This window comes from Mesorhizobium sp. WSM4837 (assembly GCF_055811435.1).
Window position 1 is genome coordinate 1 of record NZ_JBVVQE010000096.1, and the last position, 21,025, is coordinate 21,025.

13 protein-coding genes and 8 pseudogenes are annotated in these 21,025 nt (G+C 59.8%); 13 read left to right on the top strand and 8 right to left on the bottom strand.

The features are described 5' to 3' along the window. Positions 1-334: 334 nt before the first annotated feature. The 5 genes and pseudogenes from AC0L3D_RS33180 to AC0L3D_RS33200 all read right to left on the bottom strand — a co-directional run. Positions 335-463: pseudogene (locus tag AC0L3D_RS33180) on the bottom strand (dihydrodipicolinate synthase family protein); the annotation flags it as partial. 15 nt (positions 464-478) lie between these two features. Beyond that, a complete protein-coding gene (locus tag AC0L3D_RS33185) occupies positions 479-1,279 on the bottom strand; it encodes a YggS family pyridoxal phosphate-dependent enzyme (protein ID WP_473647184.1) in 801 nt (266 codons plus the stop codon). 1,126 nt (positions 1,280-2,405) lie between these two features. After that, on the bottom strand, positions 2,406-4,265 hold the full coding sequence (locus AC0L3D_RS33190) for an ABC transporter ATP-binding protein (protein ID WP_473647186.1): 1,860 nt from the start codon (positions 4,263-4,265) through the stop codon (positions 2,406-2,408). Positions 4,266-5,163: 898 nt separating this feature from the next. Next, positions 5,164-5,274, bottom strand: a pseudogene (locus AC0L3D_RS33195) (phenazine biosynthesis protein PhzF); the annotation flags it as partial. A gap of 147 nt (positions 5,275-5,421) precedes the next feature. Then, positions 5,422-5,663, bottom strand: a pseudogene (locus AC0L3D_RS33200) (Tn3 family transposase); the annotation flags it as partial. A 549-nt stretch (positions 5,664-6,212) separates the two neighbouring features. On the opposite strand from AC0L3D_RS33200, the gene AC0L3D_RS33205 reads away from it, so the two are divergent. Continuing rightward, positions 6,213-6,455 (top strand): hypothetical protein, encoded by a 243-nt coding sequence (locus tag AC0L3D_RS33205; protein WP_473647187.1) that lies wholly within the window; start codon positions 6,213-6,215, stop codon positions 6,453-6,455. On the opposite strand, the gene AC0L3D_RS33210 is transcribed toward AC0L3D_RS33205, so the two are convergent. Further along, positions 6,452-7,378, bottom strand: a complete 927-nt coding sequence (locus AC0L3D_RS33210; protein ID WP_473647189.1) for a LysR family transcriptional regulator — start codon at positions 7,376-7,378, stop codon at positions 6,452-6,454. The genes AC0L3D_RS33205 and AC0L3D_RS33210 overlap by 4 nt on opposite strands. A 116-nt stretch (positions 7,379-7,494) precedes the next feature. Here AC0L3D_RS33210 and AC0L3D_RS33215 point away from each other — a divergent pair, with 116 nt between their 5' ends. The 8 genes and pseudogenes from AC0L3D_RS33215 to AC0L3D_RS33250 all read left to right on the top strand — a co-directional run bounded on the left by AC0L3D_RS33215 (position 7,495) and on the right by AC0L3D_RS33250 (position 13,990). Further along, positions 7,495-8,481, top strand: coding sequence for an NAD(P)H-dependent flavin oxidoreductase (locus AC0L3D_RS33215; protein ID WP_473647191.1), 987 nt, complete (start codon positions 7,495-7,497; stop codon positions 8,479-8,481). A 60-nt stretch (positions 8,482-8,541) separates the two neighbouring features. Next, entirely contained in the window at positions 8,542-9,372 is an 831-nt protein-coding gene (locus tag AC0L3D_RS33220) for an MFS transporter (protein WP_473647192.1), read from the top strand. Continuing rightward, the gene (locus AC0L3D_RS33225) at positions 9,366-9,896 is read left to right on the top strand and encodes an MFS transporter (protein ID WP_473647194.1); all 531 of its coding nucleotides are present in this window, start codon (positions 9,366-9,368) and stop codon (positions 9,894-9,896) included. The genes AC0L3D_RS33220 and AC0L3D_RS33225 overlap by 7 nt, the downstream gene beginning before the upstream one ends. Before the next feature lie 59 nt (positions 9,897-9,955). Continuing rightward, on the top strand, positions 9,956-10,354 hold the full coding sequence (locus tag AC0L3D_RS33230) for a tautomerase family protein (protein WP_473647196.1): 399 nt from the start codon (positions 9,956-9,958) through the stop codon (positions 10,352-10,354). 104 nt (positions 10,355-10,458) lie between these two features. Then, positions 10,459-11,355 carry an alpha/beta hydrolase family protein gene (locus tag AC0L3D_RS33235; RefSeq protein ID WP_473640558.1) on the top strand — a complete coding sequence of 299 codons (897 nt, stop codon included), beginning with the start codon at positions 10,459-10,461 and terminating at the stop codon, positions 11,353-11,355. Between the two features lie 716 nt (positions 11,356-12,071). Then, positions 12,072-12,215: pseudogene (locus AC0L3D_RS33240) on the top strand (IS6 family transposase); the annotation flags it as partial. After that, a pseudogene (locus AC0L3D_RS33245) lies at positions 12,200-12,747 on the top strand (transposase); the annotation flags it as partial. The pseudogenes AC0L3D_RS33240 and AC0L3D_RS33245, both read left to right, overlap by 16 nt. A 466-nt stretch (positions 12,748-13,213) precedes the next feature. After that, on the top strand, positions 13,214-13,990 hold the full coding sequence (locus AC0L3D_RS33250; RefSeq protein ID WP_473647199.1) for a TIM barrel protein: 777 nt from the start codon (positions 13,214-13,216) through the stop codon (positions 13,988-13,990). A 14-nt stretch (positions 13,991-14,004) separates the two neighbouring features. Here the strand turns inward: AC0L3D_RS33250 and AC0L3D_RS33255 are convergent. Both AC0L3D_RS33255 and AC0L3D_RS33260 read right to left on the bottom strand, forming a co-directional pair. Then, positions 14,005-14,348: pseudogene (locus AC0L3D_RS33255) on the bottom strand (type 2 periplasmic-binding domain-containing protein); the annotation flags it as partial. A 462-nt stretch (positions 14,349-14,810) separates the two neighbouring features. Then, positions 14,811-16,970 carry a S46 family peptidase gene (locus AC0L3D_RS33260; protein WP_473647197.1) on the bottom strand — a complete coding sequence of 720 codons (2,160 nt, stop codon included), beginning with the start codon at positions 16,968-16,970 and terminating at the stop codon, positions 14,811-14,813. Between the two features lie 636 nt (positions 16,971-17,606). Here AC0L3D_RS33260 and AC0L3D_RS33265 point away from each other — a divergent pair. From AC0L3D_RS33265 to AC0L3D_RS33280, 4 genes and pseudogenes are all read left to right on the top strand, one after another. Further along, positions 17,607-17,942, top strand: a pseudogene (locus tag AC0L3D_RS33265) (helix-turn-helix domain-containing protein); the annotation flags it as partial. Positions 17,943-18,568: 626 nt separating this feature from the next. Beyond that, a complete protein-coding gene (locus AC0L3D_RS33270) occupies positions 18,569-19,954 on the top strand; it encodes a TolC family outer membrane protein (protein WP_473647201.1) in 1,386 nt (461 codons plus the stop codon). Positions 19,955-20,246: 292 nt separating this feature from the next. Next, entirely contained in the window at positions 20,247-20,705 is a 459-nt protein-coding gene (locus AC0L3D_RS33275) for an NUDIX hydrolase (protein ID WP_353682560.1), read from the top strand. 170 nt (positions 20,706-20,875) lie between these two features. Continuing rightward, positions 20,876-21,025: pseudogene (locus AC0L3D_RS33280) on the top strand (IS6 family transposase); the annotation flags it as partial.

Sequence of the window (21,025 nt, forward strand, 5' to 3'; positions counted from 1 at the left end):
TTGCAGGATACCATGATTGTCAGGACGAAAGGTGTCCTTAGCTCACAATCTGGGGTGAGGACAAGAGCTGTACAAAATCTTGCGCTAAGCCCGAACGGATCGTGAAACTCATGCGGCTCGGCGGGTTGGGGTCGGTAGCCTAAGGGTTCGAAAGCCTTCGGGCAACTGATGCTCGGTGTCCCAGGTGTAGATGCCTGTCAGGTTGATATGTTCCCAACTCAGCGGCGAGATATGATTCAACAGCGTATCTGGAATGTTTCGCCCTGGCCTGCCGGCCATCTCCCCCTCAAGGAGGGAGATTGGCAGCTTCGCCGCTGCGCCCATCTCTGCAACATATGCCGGTGCTGCCGAGCAGGCTGATGGAATCGACCTCAGCCGCGATCAGCCGGCTGACCAGTTTCCGAAGCGCGTCAACGTCGACTCGGCCGGAACGATCGGCGGGGGTGATCGGAAAAGCAGACAGGCCGTTCGCGAAAAATCATGGTTCAATTCCTCGATCGGTGGGGGCGAAACCCGGCCAGTAGTGGCCGTCAGGCGTCGGCCGCTTGCCAAAGATGGCCTGACCGACGCGCACGACAGTGGCGCCTTCCTCGATGGCTTCCTCGAAGTCTCCGGTCATACCCATGGAGAGCCCGGCGAGCGCGGCGTTGTGCTTCACGGCTTTGTCCCGCAGCCGGCGCAGCAGAATGAAGCAAGGCCGCACCTTGGCCATGTCGGAGGAAAACAGCGCAAGTGTCATCAACCCGCATGGCCGGAGACGGGGAACCTGATCGAGGGCCTCCACGAAGGGCAGCAGTGCGTTCGGATGGAGGCCGAACTTGCTGCCCTCGCCAGACGTGTTGACCTGCACATAGACGTCGAGGAAGCGATCTTCGCGCTCCAGCCTCGTGTTCAGAAGGTCGGCGAGCCGCAGGCTGTCGAGCGCATGAAACTCACGCGCGAAGCGGGTCAGATATTTGGCCTTGTTGGTCTGCAGATGTCCGACGATGCTCCAGTCGATGGCGAGATCGTGAAGCGCCTCGCACTTTGTCATTGCCTCCTGGATCTTGTTCTCGCCGAAGGTGCTGATGCCGACGTCGAAGGCATATCGCAGGATATGGGCCGGCACCGTCTTGGTGATCGGCAGCAACCGCACGGAGGCACGGTCGCGCCCGGCCCGTGCGCAAGCAAGCGTGATGCGCTCTTCAACCGACGCCAGATTGGTGCGGAAGCTGGTAAGGGGATCAGGCCCGAAGCGTTCGACGTCCTCGGGCGAAAGCGGCGGATTGTTCGTGCCCATTGTGATCTGCCCCTGTCGTAGACAAGCTCGTTGGCCTTGAGCCACGTGTAGCCGACGCCACTAAGAAACACGAGGCTCTTGTCGGGCGCTGCATAGATGGTCCGATCCGCCGCCGTAGCGACGGCAGACAATGTGCAGACGGTGGCGAAAGCAAGAATTGCAACTGATGATGTGCAGCGATTCATGGGGCGGCCTCCTTGCCCCCCAGGGATCGGATAGCCCGTTTGTGATTTTCCGTTAAACGTCGGCGGCTCTCAGCGCCTGTACCCGGGGAGTTGTTTGTCGCGTCGACCAGTCCTGGGCATTGGTGCAAAGACGTTGAACTCCGATGCGATGTCGAGGACGGCTTTGGTCGTTGCCCTTTGTCTGGTGCGCACCGCGCTCGTTGCCCGTTCTACATGGGTAGCGGTGGGCTGCCTTGAGCTGGATCAGTTTTAGGGCGAACGGCCTGGTTGAATTCCGGCTCGCGACCCCGTTGCGGGGCCAATTGCAGTGGCGTCGGCAAACGAGCCACCCCCCGGCCCTGCCGGTCATGCGTTCGCCGACCCCAATTCCCGAAGCTCGTCGAGCATGGCGACGTCGAGCCGGTTGGGGCAATCTGCCATGCGCCCCTGCTCCTCGGGGTGTTGCCTGCGCCGTTGCGGGCCAGAGGCCGCGATAGCACCGGCGCAATTAACCAGCGGTGTTGCGTCACCCAACTCTTGTACCACGCCTTGTGACCCGGTCCGGGTTGCACCAGACGGAGTTTCCAATGCGTTTTTCGACTCGGCTCACCCCTCGTATCGTAAGCTTCTGTGTCCCTGCACGTTCGGGCACCGCCTCAGCAGCGCGCTTGTGTCCCGCGCCCAATCGTCGACGACAGTGAGGATGTGGAACGTCGGAGACGAAGTCGAGCGATCACCACTGCTTAAGACTCGGCGGCACCAGCATCGGCACGGCGGCGGACGGTCAGCTTCTCGCGATAGAACCGAAGAGCTCTTGTGGCATCTCGTCGCCCATTCCCACACATTCGCGACGGAGGCGGCGAAAGCCGAGATTTGTCTACACGCGAACATGCCCGCTCTCTACGACAACAGCCAAGCATTGCGAGCAGCGCGGAGCCGTGACGAACGACCTTCCAGTCGGCTTATCTCTCCTCGGAACTGTCGGCAATGTGGCCGCCGGCCTGCCGCCGCCACAGGCGGGCATAAAGGCCGTCGCTTTTGAGTAGCTCCGAGGGGGAGCCCTCCTCGACGATGCGCCCTTTGTCGAGCACGACAATCCTGTCCATGCTGGCAATCGTCGACAGGCGGTGGGCAATCGCGATCACCGTCTTGCCCTCCATGAGAAGCTCGAGTTTTCCTTGGACCGCCGCCTCGGCTTCACTGTCCAGGGCGGAAGTCGCCTCGTCCAGAAGGAGGATTGGCGCGTCCTTAAGCAGGACCCGAGCGATGGCGACCCGCTGACGCTGGCCGCCGGAAAGCTTCACCCCGCGGTCGCCGACGAAAGCATCGTAGCCGGTGCGGTTTTCGCTGTCCTTGAGATCTGCCACGAAGCCGTCCGCATCGGCCAGCATTGCGGCGCGTTCGACCTCCTCCGGCGAGGCATCCGGCCGGCCGTAACGGATATTGTCCCCGACAGAGCGATGGAGCAACGAGACATCCTGGGCAACGACCCCGATATTCTCACGCAGGCTTGCCTGCGTTACGGAACGGATATCCTGGCCGTCGACGACGATTGCGCCATCGTTTACATCGAAGAACCGCAAAAGCAGGCTGATTAGAGTCGACTTGCCAGCCCCCGACATGCCGACGAGCCCGACCTTCTCGCCGGCGCGGACCCTGAGCGATAGATTCTCGATTACCCCTTTTCCTTGACGGTATTCGAACCTGACATCCCTGAACTCGACCGTGCCGTCGACCACGGCCAGCGGCCTGGCTCCGGGGGCGTCGATTACCGTTGGAGGCGTGGTGATGACCGGCATCGCGTCGCGTATCGTGCCCACAGCCTGGAATATCTGCTGCCCTAGCTGGAGAAAGGCCAGGGAGTTGGCGCTGAGCCGCTGAATGATTGCTATTGAAGCAACAAATTGGCCGGTGGTGACAAAACCGGCCACGAGTCCCCAGAGCCCGACGGCGATGTTGGTCAGCGAAAGAAGTACGTTCAGCAGGACGACGCTGGTGTCGCTTGTTAAGTGGATGCGCCGTTCAAGCTGTTGCGTCTCAATGGCATCTCCCATGATGGTGCGCATTGCGTCCGCCTCGCTGTCTTCGGCCGCAAACAGCTTGACCACGTGGATGTTGCTGTAGAGGTCGGTCATGGCGCCGACGACGAGGCTGCGCGCGCGGGCAGAGTGGCGGGACCGCACGGCAAAATATGGCACTGCCACAACCGCGACTGTGACGTTCGCCACGATCCAAAAAAAGACCGGAAGCGCCAGCGGCCAGGACAGCGTGGCAAGCAGCGAAAGCGAACCGAGAAACTGCACGAGAAAATACGGTATGCTGGAAGACGCTACGACGATCTGCTGCTGCACGGCGGCGGCGAGTTGCGAAATGCGCGACGCCACCTGGCCGGCGAAGAGATCGTGGAAGAATGCAAGGTCCTGACGTTCGACCGCCTTGTAGCCATGCCATTGCATAGCCGCGGGCATGCATACGGACACTGCCTGGGAATCCAACGTCTTGGCGATGAACATCAGCAGCGGTTGCACGGGGAACATCAGCAGGCCGAGGAACGTGAGCATAGGCCAAGCTTCCTCAAGGAAAACCGCCGCACCGTTCGTGCTCACCCCGTCCACAATGATATACATGCCCCAGATCACCGCGAGGTTGATTCCCTCGACCGCCATCATGAAGACGGCGATGGCCGCCAGCACGCCACGGAACATGCGTGCGAAATGCAGAAGCAGCGCAAACGGACCTGTTGCCGGCAAAGGCGCGTAGGGAATATCCAGCGGGCGGATAAGCGTCTCAAAGGGGCGATAGATGAAATGCGAAGGCGACATGGCGGGTCAAACCGGCTGATCAGAAGAATGGGTGGGCGCATCGGAGGAGTGCGAGAGCGCGCGCCCCCTTAACTGCCAAGCGCACGTTCCTCGTCTACACACAATGCGTTCCCGGCGCGCTTCGAGCGGACCACGCAGGCTGAGGGGCGCACTTGAATGAACATGCGTGCTGTGGCCACGTTCGAGAGCTGCATAGGGTGGCCTTGGTAGTGCTGGTGGACGGCTTGGCTGAAGGAGGCGCGATCTATGAGGAGGCGCCGCGGCTGGCTATAGCGGTCCAGCTCCCCAGGTGTGGCTGGGTTCATCGTCCTGTTCTGGCCGTCTCATTGCGGGCATCGAGCACGCTCCTGGTTGATTTCTCGGTCCTCCACGACGCCCTGCCGACGTCTCACTTACGAGATCAGCGCAATTTCCGTGCCGGATTTGCGCTCCGTTTCGTTCCACCGCTTGCTCGCCAGCCGGTGCTTGGCTGTAACGGCCAGCGGGTGGGGCTCCGACACTCTTGTTCAGTTTCGGACACAAAAAGGTCGCTATAGACATGCTCGGGAAGACCGAATGGAACCTCGAGCATGTAATCGTCGCACCCGAGCCGAATTTCATCCTCACCGGCCCCCGACCAGGGCGCTTGCTGAAAAGAGCGCTTGCCGCGCCAGCCATGGGTTCGCGGTAACCGCCGCAACCTTTTTCTGATATCGACCTGCGGGTTCACGGAAGAAGCCGATCCCGCGCGTCGCGCGATCGAGCGACTGCCGATCATCTGCGGGGAAGGGACATTCCCTCACGACCTGATCTTTGCATCGGACATTTCGGTCGAACAATTGCAGGAGCTACTCCATGACGGCGTTTAGAAGCCGGGGTCGCTAGGCTGTCGCTGAAGATCGACCACGTTGCGAAAGAGCGGCAGTTTCGCCAGATCGAACTCGTCGAAGGTCGGGCCGTCGTGCTTGCTCACCGCGCAACGCACCGGTCCGATATTCTCCTCCAGCACGAAGATGCCGGTCGCCTCGCCAGGGAGTTCAGCACCACTGCACTGATGCGATTGCAGTTAATGCGATTGCAGTTAAAATGAAGAATCCGAGCTACGCCATTCTCGCAATAAACTGCCAAACCTGACTCAACGACTGCGTTCTCACTATTAACTGCCAAGCGACACTTCGTGGATTTCGCGCCGGAAGGCTTCCGAGCCGAGATAGCGGTGAGAAAAATGGTCTTGATTGCCTTGCCGAGTTGGGCCAGCGCCCTGTAGCTTGGGCGCTGCACGCTCGCCCGCGCAAAGCGGCGCAGGATCGATTCCGCATCGGCCGTGCGGTGCTGCAGGGCCGCCGCATATTTGATCAACTCGTCATACTGCTGCTCGATGAGGTTCCAGTCGATCGCCCGTGTCAAGATCGGCAGAAGACTCGCGCGCCATTTCAGTGTCGGGCACCCCGCACTTCATCGGCAAGAGAACGGGCGACGGTTCCGGCCACGGTCGCCAACCATCTGGTGGCGCACCGCGACGGTCCGGCTCTTATGCCAGGGCGAACTGGGGAGCACATGCGCCCCCTGCCATGACGCACGCATCCAGAAGGAAGAGGTGAGAGGTTACGCGAACGGGTGTGATGGAGTGGGAGGCGCATCGCGTTCGACCATCCGTGGAATCGGCAGCCTTGATTAAGGTCTGCGACGTCTGACCAAGGCCATCCATGGCGGAGTGCTCTCGCTGAGGTTAAAGGCAGCCTCTTCGGCTTCGTACCGGGTCAGCCCGGTGAGCGGCCGACCGTATCTCTCGGCGGGAAGCCCTGTCAGGCTATCGATCACAGACCACAGCCCTGGTTCCGACGGCAGAATCTTGTAGCGCCTCATCGAGCCCTCGCTTGCTAGAAGCACAGAGAACTCCCGCTCTACCGCAAGGTTCCGCAGTGCAGCATCAAAATGTTGCGACGCACTATGAGGGATGCAGTTCATATGACGGGCGGGGTCCTTTTGGCGCGCTGCCCGGCTGCCGGGTGCCGGTCGCCGGCCCCGCCGGCCTTGATAGGGCAGCTCTGGGGCTTCGACGTGTCACGCAGCTCGGCGTTCCGGCTCGAGCGGCACGGCCAGCTCGTGTATGCGCGCATCGGGGCAAACCCGCCGGGCGATATCGCAAAGATGCTGGTGATGCGTCAGATAGATCTGACTGACCCCTTGTTTTTGCTCCACCTTTCTTAAGCCCGCTGCAGTTGTCGGGCCGGCTCTGGTCCTTCCGGCTGAGGCCGTGAATGCGCCTCAGACGCCACCGCCATGAAAGCCTGAAGTGCCGCGGAGAGATACTCGTCGCTCCGCGTCACAAAAACAGTCGGCGCCGACCGCAGATTGTCAGGTAGCTGGTGTATGATGACCTGTCCGTCGGCTGCCGCATCCTGAACGACCCCCCGAGGTAGCATGGCCATCCCTACCCCGGCGGCGACGCAGCCGATGATCCCGTCCATTGTTCCGAGTTCCATCCAGCGGACATGCGTTACCCCACACGCCGCCAGGAACATGTCCATGCGCCGGCGATAGGAACAGCCCGATCGAAAAGCGAGGACCTTCAGAGCCGGCGATGCGGCCAAGGCCTTCAGATCCGAAAGCTCGCGAAACCGCGGCGAGGAGATCACAACGAGCTCCTCTTCGACGATCGATAGGCTCTTCAGTTCGGGATGAGCGATGGGGCCGGAGACGAACGCGCCATCCAGTTTGCGTCCGACGACCTCGCTGACGAGCTGTTCCGTCGGGGCAGCCTCCACCAGTACGTCGACCTCTGGATATTCTGCAGCATAGCGGATCAGGATCGGCGGAAGGCGAAGCGCTGCAGTGGTCTCCATGGAGCCGATCCTGAGTAAACCGCACGGCGTACCGCGGTCTGTGACGACGCGCTTGGCTTCGTCCAGAAGCTCTCCGACGCGCTCGGCATAGGGAACGAGCTGAATGCCGGTGGCTGTCAGTGTAACCCCTCGCCTGGAGCGATGAAAAAGCGGAGCACCGATTTCCTCCTCAAGCGATTTTATTCTCGCGGTGACGTTGGATTGCACCGTGTTGAGCACACCGGCAGCCCCTCCGATACTGTTTGCTCTCACCACCGCCTGGAAAAACCTGAGGTCGGCGCTGTTCATCGGCCATCTCCTTTTCAGATGAAAAACATCTGATCTAATCGTTTGTCTTAAGTCAAGTGTCGCAATAGCGTCAAAGAAAAATTTCCGGGAACTTCCTCAAGCTGGGAGAAGTATTGATGACGATACGAACGCGTCTGACAGAATTTTTCGAAATCGAGCATCCCATCATCCTTGCCCCGATGACCCCGGCCGCGGGTGGCGCGCTTGCGTCCGCCGTCGCCGACGCCGGCGGTCTGGGCCTGTTGGGTGGGGGATATGCTGATCGTCAATGGTACGAAACAGAGTCGTCGCTGATTACCAATGAACGCGTTGGCTGCGGGTTCATCGCCTGGGCAGTCGAAGCCGACCTTGATCTGTTTGACCGCGCACTTGCGGAGCGTCCGTCCGCGATGATGCTTTCGTTTTCGGATCCGGCGAAGCTCGCGGCACGGGTCAAGCAGGCGGGTGTTCCGCTGATTTGCATGATCCACACACTCGAACATGCCCGGCGCGCAATCGACGTTGGCGCCGACGTTCTTATTGTTCAGGGGACCGAGGCCGGCGGCCATGGCCTGGTCGCGCGGTCAACCATGCCCTTCGTTCCCGCAGTCGTGGATCTGGTGGCAAAGATTTCGCCTTCTGTCGTTGTCGTGGCGGCAGGCGGCATTGCCGACGGTAGGGGCCTGGCCGCTTCGCTGATGCTCGGAGCAGACGGGGTCCTGATGGGAACCAGGTTCTGGGCTACGCCCGAGTCGCTCATCCATCCGGCAGCCAAGGACAAGGTAGTCGCGGCCTCTGGCGACGAGACAATCCGGACTTCCGTCTACGATATCGTCCGTCAGAAGGCCTGGCCCGCTGGCTATACCGGCCGACTGCTCAAAAACGGCTTCATCGACAAGTGGCACGGGCGGGAAGAAGAGCTGCGCACGCTGCATTCCGAAGAATTGTCGAAGGTCGAGGCGGCATGGGCCTCCGGCGACTATGACACGGCCAACGTGACTGTCGGTGAGGCGGTGGGCCTCATCAACGATCTGCCGTCGGCGAAGGACATCGTTCGCCGAACGGTGCGCGAGGCAGGCGAAAGACTTGGGGTCTACGCATTCGATCAGCGCATCGCGAGCTGACTTACCACGGCCCTGAAGAGAGGGCCGACTGCTTTCAAAACATAAAAGGGGAACTGCAGCATGCAACAGCTACAGGAAAGGGGCGACTCCGTCCGCAAACCAGGTATCTGGACCGTCGTCCTTGCATCAAGCGCCGGCACGGTCATCGAATGGTACGACTTCTATCTTTACGGAAGTCTGGCGATTTTCTTCTCAACGCTCTTCTACCCTGCCAATGAACCGACGGCAGCTGTTCTGATCAGCGTCGCAACCTTTGCCACAGGCTTCCTCGTGCGCCCATTGGGAGCCCTGCTGTTCGGCAGCATCGGCGACCGCGTCGGACGCAAGAGCACGTTCTTGATGACGCTCCTTCTGATGGGCATTGCGACCGCGCTCGTCGGCGTCTTGCCAACCTTTGAGACCGCGGGATATTTCGCACCGATCGCTCTTGTGGTCCTTCGGCTGATCCAGGGATTGGCGATAGGCGGCGAATACGGCGGCGCCGCCGTTTACGTTGCAGAACACGCACCGGCGAACCGGCGCGGGTTCTTCACGAGCTTTATCCAGACAACGGCAACCGTCGGCTTTTTTCTGGCGATTGTCGTCGTGCTTACGTGTCGGCTGTCGCTCGGCGAAGAACTCTTCAAGCAATGGGGTTGGAGAATTCCGTTCCTGCTATCATCGGTTTTGATCGTGCTGTCCCTTTATCTGCGCCTCAAGCTGAGCGAATCCCCGGTCTTCGAGGAGCTTCGCAAAGGCGGGAAGACCGCAAAGAGCCCAATCCGTGAGAGTTTCGCCACCGGTGATGGCGTGCGTTATGCAGCCTTTGCACTGTTCGGGGCGACGCCGGCCTGGGGTGCGTTTGGTATACAGGCCAGTTCTACGCACTGTATTTCTTGCAAAGCGTGCTGAAGCTTGACTTCCTGACAGCGAACATTTGCCTTGCTGCTGCTTTGGTGATCGGAACGCCCCTCATCGTTTTCTTCGGCGCCTTGTCCGACCGGATCGGCCGTCGCAAGTTGATTGTCACCGGTTTCATTCTGGCAGCCGTGTTCTATGTTCCAATCTATCAGGGCATCGCCGCCGCCGTCGCTGCCCACAACTTCGTTTTGGTAACAGCGCTGATCGTCGCCCAACTCGTTTTCGTCGGATTGGTCTATGGCCCTATGGCAGCTTTCCTCGTCGAGCTCTTCCCGGCGAAATTGCGCTACACCTCGCTCTCGCTGCCCTATCACATCGGAACAGGCGTGTTTGGCGGCTTTGTTCCCCTCATCAACCTGTCGCTGGTTGCCTACACGGGCAACATCTATGCGGGCCTGGCCTATCCCATTGCGATCGCGATCATGAGCGCAGTCGTAAATGTTCTCTGGTTCCCCTGCGCGCTGGCTGGGGAGCCCGAGGCTGCCCCAACCGGCCTACCTGCGAGGACAATCTGAATCTTCACCGGGACGCCGAGTGCGCGTCCCCGCCCTCTTCCTATTTCCGAGGACGACCCATGCCGCTGATACAAATTAACCTTCTGAAGGGCCGATCGCCTGGGGAGCAGGACAAGATCCTCGACTGCATCCATGAGGCGGTGGTCAGGGCTTTCCATGTACCGCCAGCCGATCGCTATCAGATCCTGATCCAACACGAGAGATCGCATGTGCGCGCGGAGGATACCGGCCTTGGTCTTTTTCGCAGCGACAGGCTGATCATTATCGAGGTGGTCTCGCGAGCGCGGACAACTGACGACAAACAGGCCTTCTATCGTTTCGTTGCAACAGGGCTTTTGGATGTGTGTGCGATCGACCCTGCCGATGTTGTGGTCAGTATCGTAGAAAATGGTGACGCGGATTGGTCCTTCGGCCTTGGTCGAGCTCAATTCATAACCGGCGAACTTCGCGGAAATTAGGCATCGCGGCGGTGAGACACGTCAATGTCTAATGCCAGTCCGATACGGCCGCGCCATCAGCTTTGACCGGCCGCGCAAATTCAAACAACAAGGAGAGAGCAGCTATGAAACAGCTACACCGAACCGTTGCAGCGTCACTGGGAATGCTGATGACAACTTTTTTAGTTTCGGCGCAAGCCAAGGAGGCCACCATCAAGTTCCAAGTCGAAGGCCAGACAATCGTAGGCACGATGGTCACGCCGGATGATGTCGCGAATCCTCCCGTCATCCTGATGCTTCACGGTTTCACCGGCAGCCGCAACGAATGGAGTTCGGAGGCGGTGAAGGAAGGCCTGTTCGGGCGTGCCGCGCCGGTGCTCGCAAAGAATGGCATCGCTTCGCTTCGGATCGATTTTCGCGGCAGCGGCGCGAGCGACGGCAAATTCGAAGACATGACCGTCGAAACCGAGATAACGGACGCACAAGCGGCGCTCGACTTCCTATCGACGAATGACAGCGTCGACGGCAAACGTATTTCGTTGATGGGAATGAGCCTGGGCGGTGCGGTCACGACAGCAGTTGCCGGCCGGACGAAAACGCCTTTAAAGTCTGTCGTGCTCTGGAACCCCGGCATCAATCTTCCGGCAGCGTTCATCTCCATTTTTGGCGAGAAGCAGATGGCGGAAGCTGTGACAGCGGGCGATAAAGTCTATCCGGCCAAGCGCGTCGGAGATGGGAAGGAAATTCCCTTGAAAGGCCGCTTCTTCGAGAGCCTATACGCGGTGCAGCCTGCCGGCGAAATCTCGCGCTACAAGGGGCCGCTGTTCCTCGCGGTCGGCACGCGCGACAGCATCGTCTTTCCCCAACCCGTTCTCGCCAAGTCGTTGCTGGCTTATCACGACGGTCCGGAAGAACTGTGGGCTGAACCCGTTGATCATGGTTTCGGCGTTGAACAGAGTGCCAAGACCGTGGACAAGCTGATCTTAGCGACGGTCGCCTTTCTAAAGTCCAATGGCGAATAATTTGCGCGTCGAACGGCGCTCGCTCGGCCGCCAATGCCGCCGGAATTGGCGGCGTCTTAGCGAAAGCGGTAACGCTCGCCTGTCAGTTATCCTTCATGCAGGATGCCTGCCCGCGTGAACCTGCCCGGTTCCCGAGTACATCCGCCCCGTGACGACCGGAAGAAAAATTCGAGCTGATCGTAGGCCGCTCGCTGGCTGAAGACGGCGCGGCTATGATCGCGAACTGCAACGGCGTACTCTCGACCAAGAAGCACCCAATCAGGATATTACCTTTCGTACCGGCAGTTGGGAAGAAGTCCCGTCGCACGCGGAAATGATCGCAGGCGAGTGAGCATGTCCCTGGTTCCATATCCCCATGCGCAATGGAAGCCGCTTCCTTCCGCGGCTAACCCGCTCCTGCCCCGTAACTGCGCGCAGGATTGCTGGCCGGCGTCGCCATCGTCGAGCGCGCCGGGCCTGCGATGCTCGAGATGCTTCACGCCTGTACGAGGGGAGCATGAGGATTTGTGGGGCGGTCAAGCCGCGCGGACCATTTCGCCGTTCTCGTGATTGTCGTTCGCCATGCCGGGATACCATTTGCCGGAAGGTCGACCGCAGGGAGCCATCGAGGGTCTGCGTGCGGGTTTTCAGCAGAAGATGTGCGCGAGGCTGTGTTGCAAAGTCTTCGGTAACCAGGCGCATGGCACGGCCTCTGGTAGTTTCGCCGGAGAGTTCAGATGTTCAAGGGCCGCCATTTCGACCAGTCCGTCATTCTGCTTTGCGTTCGCTGGTATCTGGCCTACGGCTTGAGCCTTCGCGATTTGAAGGAAATGATGGCCGAGCGCGGCATCAGTATCGATAGGCGCCGGTTATGGCCATGGTGCAGCGACCGACCGACGTCACGACCGGCGCTCCGGCCGGTGACGCGCGTGCCGCGGTCGTGACCGGTCTCTCAGCGCGAGCAAGCGACGCGTCATTAAAGCGCAGATCGAGTCGAGAGCTCATTTGATGAGCGACGAGTGGAAAGCATTCATGGCCATTGGTGAGAAGCTTTGCCAAGCAGGAGACCGTGAAGCATTCCAGTGGTGAGTATGTTCGCGATGCCGTCCACGCCAATTCGGTAGAGGGCTTCAACTCCCGCGTCCGCCGTACCATCGCCGGCGTCTTTCATCATATCAGCCAGCAGCATGCCGACCTTTCCACGAGGTTGGCTTCCGATGGTCACAGCGCGTGGTATCCGGGAGCGCCGTTCGGAACACCCGGCATGGTCTAGAAGTCTTGAGGACCATCTGGTCGCGCGTGCCGCCGGCGCTGCAGCTACTGAGCGTTTTTCGCGTCGCCACGGGGCGTCAGATGCGCCGAAGCCTGGGTGGAGGAATCATCATCAAATCAACCGTAGCTGCCTTTGGTTGATAAATGCCTCGTACGATTTTGAGCAGTTCTTGTTCCGACCCCATCATGCGAAGATCGTGTGACTCTCCAAGTTTTGGCAAAACGAGAGGCATCCCACAGATGGGGCACTCGGCTGCTGCGGGTCACCTTCGACGACAGTCACACTTACTGATCTCGATTTGATTGTTGAACCTCGGTCTTAAGAGCAGCAGTGCTGACCTCGAAATGAGTTTGGCCGCATGGCACGCGCAAGCGGAGCACCCTGGCCAGCCATTGTGCTCCAATCCGTGCTGTTTGCTCTCACAACCGCCTGGAAAAACCGGAGGTCGGCGCTGTTCATCAGCCATCTCCTTTTCAGATGAAAAACATCTGATCTAATCGTTTGTCTTAAGTCAAGTGTCGCAATAGCGTCAAAGAAAGATTTCCCGGAACATTGAAGGAAAGCCAAGCCATGCGCCAAGCAGCGCCCCGCTTTGCACTCGACCACATGGCGACGTCCGGACTCGACGTCAGGGCACTTTTCGCTTTTGCCCGTGACCAGGGCCTGACCGATGTCCAGATCCGCAGCCAACAGCGCAGCAATGCTATTGCACGCGGCATGCCGGCGGCGGACGTCCGGTCTGCCGCCGCCGTAGCAGGCGTTGGGATTATTTCCATCAATGCCTTGCAGCGCTTCAATGAGTGGACACCCGCCCGCAAGGCCGAAGCGAGCAAGCTCGCCGATTATGCGGCGGCCTGCGGCGCCAAGACGCTCATGCTGGTGCCGGTCAACGATGGCTCGTGGCCCGCCAATGGCGAGCGCCGGGGCGATCTCCGTTTTGCCTTGAAGGCGCTCAAGCCGATCCTCCAGTCGCGCGGCCTGATCGGTCTCATCGAGCCGCTGGGCTTCCAGACCTGCTCGCTTCGATCGAAGAACGAAGCGGCTAAGGCCATTGCCGCCATTGATGGCCAGTCCGTCTTCCGCCTCGTGCACGACACGTTTCATCACACGCTCGCCGGGGAGCCGTTCTTCTCCTGCGACCTGACCGGTCTCGTGCACATTTCAAGCGTGAACGATCCAATCCACTGGATTTACCCGGATCGCGTCCTAGCAGGTTCCGACAATGGCAGTCAGATCCAGGCGCTGCTTGATGGCGGTTATGAGGGCCCCTTCTCCTTCGCACCGTTTGTCGACGCAGCCCACGCGCTGGACGACGTCGCAGGCGCACTTGCCGCGAGTATCGATCTCGTCCGACAAGGGCTATTGACGCGAATGGCGGCGTGAGACGCGGGAGTAAATTAGGGGTGCCTGAGACGGCTTTTGGCGTCCCGCGGAGAAGTCATTCGAGACGCCTCCTGTAACACTATCTCTCGCATCCAGATGCTTGCCGCATCACTGTTGTGAAAGGCGGGCCATTGGAGGGCCTCGGTAAATGCGGGAAGCGGCAGCGGAAGTTCGATGATCCGCAGCGGGAAGGTTTTCTTGAAATGCTCAATCAGCCGGAAGGGCATGGTCGCTATACGAGCTGTGCCTGAGACCATCGGCGGGATCATCCTAAACGCCTGCACGATAACCTCGACACGTCTCTTGAGGCCATGCTCAAGAAAAACCGCTCCTCGATGGAGGGCTTCAGCTCGGACCCTGAGTAGTGCGATTAATGAACGTCACTTCGCTGGTCGAACGGGTGAACCGCTTCTATCGAGTCGTCGCCCGTGGCGCTTCCATTCCCTATGCTGCCTTCATTTCGCGGTCCTCGCCAAACTGTTCAGACAAATCAAGCCAGCTCTCCCGAGGACAGACGCCGGCAAGCTGTGCGTGGACTTAGCGAAACAGCCGTCCGCAATTTAGCCCTGTCCAGAGTTTGCGAAACACGCAAAAAAGATGAAAGTGCGATGTTCAGGCGCATCGGTGCGACTGCACAGATTAAGTCATTTGAAGTTATGCCAAGGGGAAAACGGTATTGGGCAACGGCTCAGGCGCTGGCGAACCTTGAATGTTGCGCATGCATTGGAGCGCCGGCCGATTCGAGCACGATCAACGATCGCTGTGGCAAGCTCACGTCAATGTCCCCGAATTGCATTTCCCTACCACCAGACTACCCCGCTCAGGAGCGCGACGCCGGCAGCACTCCCATCTCCTTGAGCAACCGGCCAGCGCCGTCAATCTTGTCCATGATCCAGAGCATGAAGCGACTGTCGACATGGATGCTGCGATTGCGGTCTGCGGCATATGCCCAATCCGAGATCACTCCATCAAGCGTGCCATCGAAGGCGAGGCCGACGAACTCGCCGCGCCCATTCAGCGTGGCCGAGCCGCTATTGCCGTTGGTGATGTCGGCGGTGGACAGGAAGTCGACTGGAAGCGTGCCCAGCGCCGGCGCGACATAGGGGCCATAATCCTTGGCTCGGATCGCTGCGATAGCCGCATCTGGAGCATCGAACTCACCCTTGCCCGTTTCTTTGGCCAGAAGTCCCTCCGCCGTGGTAAAGGGCATCCAGATCTGCCCGTCGCGTGTTCGCCCCGCCACCTTGCCCCAAGTGGTGCGCAGCGAGCCATTCGCGTCGGGATACATCGGCCGGCCGATTGCCTGCCGATAGGCACGCTGGCCGTGCATGTAGATGGCGCGAGCCGCCTGGCTGCGTCCAGCGCGGTCCTTCGCAGCGTGCTCCGCAGCTAAGTCGCCGGGGTAAAGAGCGAGCGCCAGCTTAATGAAAGGGTCCTCCGACGCCTCGAAGGCAGCAGCGGGCTTGTCAAGCCAGCCGAGCCGCATTGCCGTGTCTGCGAGTTTGGTGTCTGCATAAAGTCGGTCAAGGCCAATTTGACCCAAAGCGCTTTCGAAAGCAGTATCGCGATCCTTTGCGTCCAGCCGGCGATATTCGTCGAGTGCGGCCTCGAAAAGCTTTCGATCGATGTCTGGCAAATAGCGGCGTTCGATCTGCGTCAGCTGATCCGAGATTTCTTTACGGTCACGATCCTGAAAGCCGCTTTCACGGTCTTCATCGGGCTTCTCGTGCTCCTTTGTCCAGCGATAGAGAGTGCGTGCCGATGACAGTAGTTGCGCGCGATTGAGCAACGCCTGGCGCAGCCTCGCCAGCGAAGCCCGGCTATTCTCGCCCACCATCGCGTCCAGTTCGCGGATTGCGGCGTCAAAGCGCGTCTGCCGCACGGGATACTCAGCGACCCAGGCGCGAAAAGCTTCCTCCTCGGTAGCCTTGCGCGCGTCGAGGCCGATCGCGTCGGCGCCGGCTAGATCGCCCGCCAGCTTCTTCTTGTAGTTTTCCACGCCTTTTAGGATGGAGGCGTAGCGGATCTGCGCTTCGCGATTGCCTGCCGTGGCTTGGTTGATCTGAGCGGCATAATCCGAGAGCAAACGCTGGGACAGTGGTTCGTAGTCGGCGAAGTTGAACCGGACTTCATCGGCGGTGAGGAACCGCTGGGTTGCGCCGGGAAAGCCGGCGACCATCACGAAATCGCCTTCTTGGACGCCTTCACGGGCTATGGGCAGCCAACTCTTTGGCCGGTAAGGCACATTGTCACGCGCATAGGGCCGGGAGGAACCATCAGGAGCGACATAGGCGCGATAGAAGCCGAAATCGCCTGTGTGGCGCGGCCACATCCAATTGTCCGTTTCGCCGCCGAAGTTACTGATGCCGGGCGCGGGCGCGTAGACGAGGCGCACGTCCTCAATTTCGAGCTTCTGCTGGAGATGGTAGGAGGCGCCGCCATAATAGGGCATCACGTCGCAGCGGCGATTGGGCTGTTCTTCACACGCGGCGATCAGCGCCTTGCGGTTCGCTTCGAGCCGCTCATAGCGGGCAAAGCCGTTCAGCTTGTCCGAGACGCCCTTGAGCATGTCAGCGGTCACATCCCGCATATCCTCGATCACATAGATGCGGCTGCCGGGCGCCGCAGGCAATTCTTCACCCAGGCTCTTCGCCAGAAACCCGTTGGTGAGATAGTCTTGGCTCTCCTTGCTGTTGTACTGGATGGATTCCAGCACGCAGTGATGGTTGGTGGCGACCAGTCCTTGCGGACTGACGAATGAGGCGGAGCATCCGCCCAGTGAAACGATCGCGTTAAGCGGAGCAGCGTCCAGACGGCTCAGCTGCGCGGGATCGATCTGGAGCCCATCCGCGCGCATGGCCGCGCCGACTTCTGCACTCTGGGCCGGCATCCACATGCCTTCGTTCGCCGATGCAGCAGTGGCCGTCCACAGCAAGGCGATGGCACTTACCCAAGCAACCCTATCACATTCGCAGTTCATACTGGTGTCTCTCCCACTCTATCTACTGTCTCCGCCGACTGGATCGATGAGCTATCGGGCTGGCCGGCGACGCCAGCGCCTGCGCGGCTGCCACTGGGTGAAGACTAAGGGGACGGTCAACGCAAACATCTGAATGACGCTTCCCTCACATCGTATCGGTTCCGTGCAACGTTTGCGGATTATCCGTTGCACTAATCGTGCCAAATGAATAAAGCTTTCAACGACCCAAATGGTAAGCTGCCTTCCATGTCCGACCTCCGACATTTCGTCGTAGACCCGACACCCTCGTCCTCGCCAGCGACGAAGCCCGCTGCCGAACGGCCGTCGCTGGCCATTAAATTGTGAGAGTGCGTTTCTTCACCTAGCCGTATACGCCGAAGACCATGCGGTATCCTGGGCATATCCTCGCTGGTGTTCGCCGGTCGGGAAGTGGAGCGACCCATCTGCGAACATCTGAATTATTATCGCCGCTTGAGGCGCCGGGCGGTTCAGGAACTGCTCAGCTCCCGTTCCGCTGTGCCAATTATGCGACTTTGACCTGTAGCAGCTAAGTTAAAATGTCCGGATCTGGCAAAGTAGGAATGTCGCTCCTGCCTTGCCAATCTGCCCGCATTCGAGAGCGCGGGAGACTGCAGATTGGGACTGGTTCTGATGAGCGAACGCGAGCTGCGGCGTATCGAGGTTTTGTCGAAGATTGTTGAGCGGCGAATGACGAGCGTTGCGGCGGCAAGTTTGCTCGGCGTTTCAGTTCGTCAGATCCAGCGGCTGTTGAAGACGTTCCAGGCGGATGGCGCTGGGGCTCTCCGGCACAAGGCGCGTGGCCGGCGTTCCAACAATCGCATTGTCGATGGTGTTCGCGACTTCGTGCTAGAGCTGATCCGCGAACACTACATCGACTTCGGTCCGACGCTTGCCCGCGAGAAGCTGATCGAACGGCATCAGCTGGCGGTCAGCAAGGAGACGCTGCCTTCGCCAACAAGGTTTTAGCACGCCTGATCTTCCTCGATGAGACGTCGACCAATACCAAGCTGACCAAAGACACCGGCTGGGTAGCGAAGGGCGAGCGCTTCAGGACGCATGCGCCGCCATTCGGCCAATGGCAGACGCAGACCTTCATCGCTGGGCTGCGATGCCACGGTCTTGTCGCACCGTTGATCATCAACGCGCCGATGAACGCCGCCATCTCCGAACGCTACGTCGAAACTCTCAAATCGCTCCCGAACTGATGCCCGGCGAGGTGCCGCTGTCAATCTCGAAACGAGATGACGGTCGCTGGGGTCGCAATCGAATGAGCTTGATCCGGGGCCCGCCCTTTTTGCGTGCGAATGTCTGGTCCAATGGTTATCAGGCAGGGAGCAGTTGTATCCATCATTTGGATGCATCGATCCAAACAATCTATTTGTTCAATTTATCACTCTTCGCAAAAAGCTTTCCGCGGTCCGAAGCGTGGCTGCGCCGATCCGCACCCAGGAGGCGCATGAGGTACTCACAGCGTCCTAGTTGCGGGCCCGAGTAATCTGGGCGCGTTCAACGCGGGGCCCGTGCGTTGATTGGTAGCTGCTGTGCGGCCGGGATTATCCAGCGTTCAGAATGGAGAAATGAATTTGCGATCACGTAAGAGACTGGCGGGACTGGCATTGTTGATTGTAGCGACTGCACCGCTATCTTCGAACGCCGCCTCCGCCGAGAGCATTTTGGAAGCCCTATCGGAGGCATACCAGAACAATTCTTCTCTAAATTCGTCCCGCGCCAAGGTCCGCGTTACCGATGAGAGCGTAGCCATCGCCAAGTCAGGGTGGCGCCCGACGATCGAGGGTTCCGCGAACGTCGGTCAGTCCAGCAGCCATGTTAACGGGAGCAATAAAAACGCGCGAAAGACGACCGGCGAATATGGCGTCAAGATTAAGCAGACGCTGTTCGACGGTTTTCAGACTAGGAACAACGTCGCCGCCGCCGAATCGCAGGTCAGAGCTTCGGTCGAAAGCATGCGCAACACCGAAGAGAACATCCTGTTCAAATCAGCCCAGGCGTATATGAACGTCGTTCGCGACCGGCAGGTAGCGGTGCTGACGCAGCAAAACGTGCGGTTCCTGACCGAGCAGGCGCGAGCTGCGCGTTCGCGCTTCGAGGTTGGCGAGGTTACGCGTACCGACGTCGCTCAAGCCGACGCTTCGCGCGCGTCTGCCGTGGCGGAATTGGCCGGCGCCCGTGAGCAGCTCCTAGTGAGTGCGGCGACCTATCGTCAGCTCGTCGGCCACGAGCCGGGGAGGCTCAGAGCCGCTTCGCCGCCATCGAAGCTGATGCCGCCGAGTCTCGATGCGGCAATCGTGACTGCATCAAGCGAGCACCCCGCCATCCTGGCCTCGCAGCATCTGGTCGACGCGGCAGCGTTTTCGGTGAAATCGGCCGAAGGTGCGCTGCTGCCTCAACTCTCCGCTTCCGCTGGCGTATCGAGCGCCTATCGCAACACCTCGCCTATAGCGAGCCAGCAGGACGGCGCGACCAATTCGGCCAGCATCGGCGCGACATTGACCATACCGATGTATTCGGGTGGCCGCAGTTCGGCGCTTGTACGACGGAATAAGGAATCGCTTGGTCAGGCCCGGATCGAAACCGATGTCGACCGCGATCTGGTGCGTCAGCAAGTGATTGCAGCATGGACCACGTACACCGCAGCCCGGCAAACTGTAGCCGCCAACAGGCAGGTGACTGCCGCTACGCAGCTTGCCTTGAGCGGCGTCATCGAGGAGCGCGATGTCGGCCGACGCACCACGCTCGACGTTCTCAACGCCCAGGCCGCAGTCATCTCCGGCAAGATCAATCAGGCCAAAGCCGAACACGACGTGGTGGTGGCGAGTTATGGCATCCTACAGGCGATCGGTCACCTTTCGGCCAAGCGTCTCAACCTGCAGGTGACAAAATACAGGCCGGACGACACTGTCAAGGACAAGTGGACCGGTCTACGCACGCCAGATTCGCGATAAACTGCCCGAGTTGAAGCTTTGCGTCGATGACAAGTGGATGCATTTTCGCCTCCCACCAGCATGGGAGTGCCTGCCTCTCATGTTTGATACGTCTCTCTCGGCATACGGGTTGCCGGCGAAACGGACCGGCCCGCGATCATATCGGGCGCGCCGTCGCGCAGGGCTTTGAAGACGGCTTATTGGACACCTCCCGGCCAGGGCGGAGTCGTCCAAGAACCCAGCTGTGGCTATCGCCAAAAGCTAGCCCGCTACCGACAATACGGGCTAAGGTTTTAGCGAGATGGATGGCCGGTTGAAGAAAAAGAAGCTGGAGAAGCGAGCGCGCCGTGGTACGCCCATCGCACAGGTTGCCGCATTGCCTTATCGCCGCACTGCAGACGGAGACGATGAAATCTTGCTGCTAACGTCTCGGCAAACAGGCCGCTTCATCTTGCCCAAGGGGTGGCCGATGAAGGGTCGACAAGACTGCGAGGCTGCAGCTCAAGAGGCTGGTGAGGAAGCCGGAGTAGTGGGCACTTTCCATGAGCAATCCGTCGGCAGCTTCCATTATTGGAAGCGATTGAAGGACACATTTGTCCCGGTAACCGTTGAAGTATACCCGCTTCACGTGCAGCAGGAGCTGGATGAATGGAAAGAGCGGAAGTATCGAAGACGGGCCTGGCTTAAGCCCGATCAAGCAGCCCTCCTGGTCGACGAACCTGAGTTGGCTGCCCTACTGGAATCTATAGCGCCTGAACTGGCTTGTTTCTGAACGCTAGGATAAAACATGCTCAATTACCTGGCTCACCCGCGTCGCACTCAACGAGGCGCTCCGGCGAGCGCGAAAGCGTCGGCCTTCCGCTGAACTGGCGGAACTGAATGATGGAGGCTCGGTGATTCTGTCGCAAACGGAATGGCAGCCATATCTGGCGCGCGCTTGTTATGTTCAAAGGCTGTCATTTCGACCGATCAGTGATCTTGCTGTGCGTGCGCTGGTATCTGGCCTACAATCTCAGCCTGCGCGTCCGGAGGAGATGATGGCCGAACGCGGCCTGAACGTCGACCATTCGACTGTGCACCGCTGGGTCGTCC

What these genes read in the sequence shown, in the direction of transcription:
- AC0L3D_RS33185 (WP_473647184.1), bottom strand. Translation starts at nt 1,279, where the DNA reads ATGGGCACGAACAATCCGCCGCTTTCGCCCGAGGACGTCGAACGCTTC.
- AC0L3D_RS33190 (WP_473647186.1), bottom strand. Translation starts at nt 4,265, where the DNA reads ATGTCGCCTTCGCATTTCATCTATCGCCCCTTTGAGACGCTTATCCGC.
- AC0L3D_RS33205 (WP_473647187.1), top strand. Translation starts at nt 6,213, where the DNA reads ATGACGGGCGGGGTCCTTTTGGCGCGCTGCCCGGCTGCCGGGTGCCGG.
- AC0L3D_RS33210 (WP_473647189.1), bottom strand. Translation starts at nt 7,378, where the DNA reads ATGAACAGCGCCGACCTCAGGTTTTTCCAGGCGGTGGTGAGAGCAAAC.
- AC0L3D_RS33215 (WP_473647191.1), top strand. Translation starts at nt 7,495, where the DNA reads ATGACGATACGAACGCGTCTGACAGAATTTTTCGAAATCGAGCATCCC.
- AC0L3D_RS33220 (WP_473647192.1), top strand. Translation starts at nt 8,542, where the DNA reads ATGCAACAGCTACAGGAAAGGGGCGACTCCGTCCGCAAACCAGGTATC.
- AC0L3D_RS33230 (WP_473647196.1), top strand. Translation starts at nt 9,956, where the DNA reads ATGCCGCTGATACAAATTAACCTTCTGAAGGGCCGATCGCCTGGGGAG.
- AC0L3D_RS33235 (WP_473640558.1), top strand. Translation starts at nt 10,459, where the DNA reads ATGAAACAGCTACACCGAACCGTTGCAGCGTCACTGGGAATGCTGATG.
- AC0L3D_RS33250 (WP_473647199.1), top strand. Translation starts at nt 13,214, where the DNA reads ATGGCGACGTCCGGACTCGACGTCAGGGCACTTTTCGCTTTTGCCCGT.
- AC0L3D_RS33260 (WP_473647197.1), bottom strand. Translation starts at nt 16,970, where the DNA reads ATGAACTGCGAATGTGATAGGGTTGCTTGGGTAAGTGCCATCGCCTTG.
- AC0L3D_RS33270 (WP_473647201.1), top strand. Translation starts at nt 18,569, where the DNA reads ATGAATTTGCGATCACGTAAGAGACTGGCGGGACTGGCATTGTTGATT.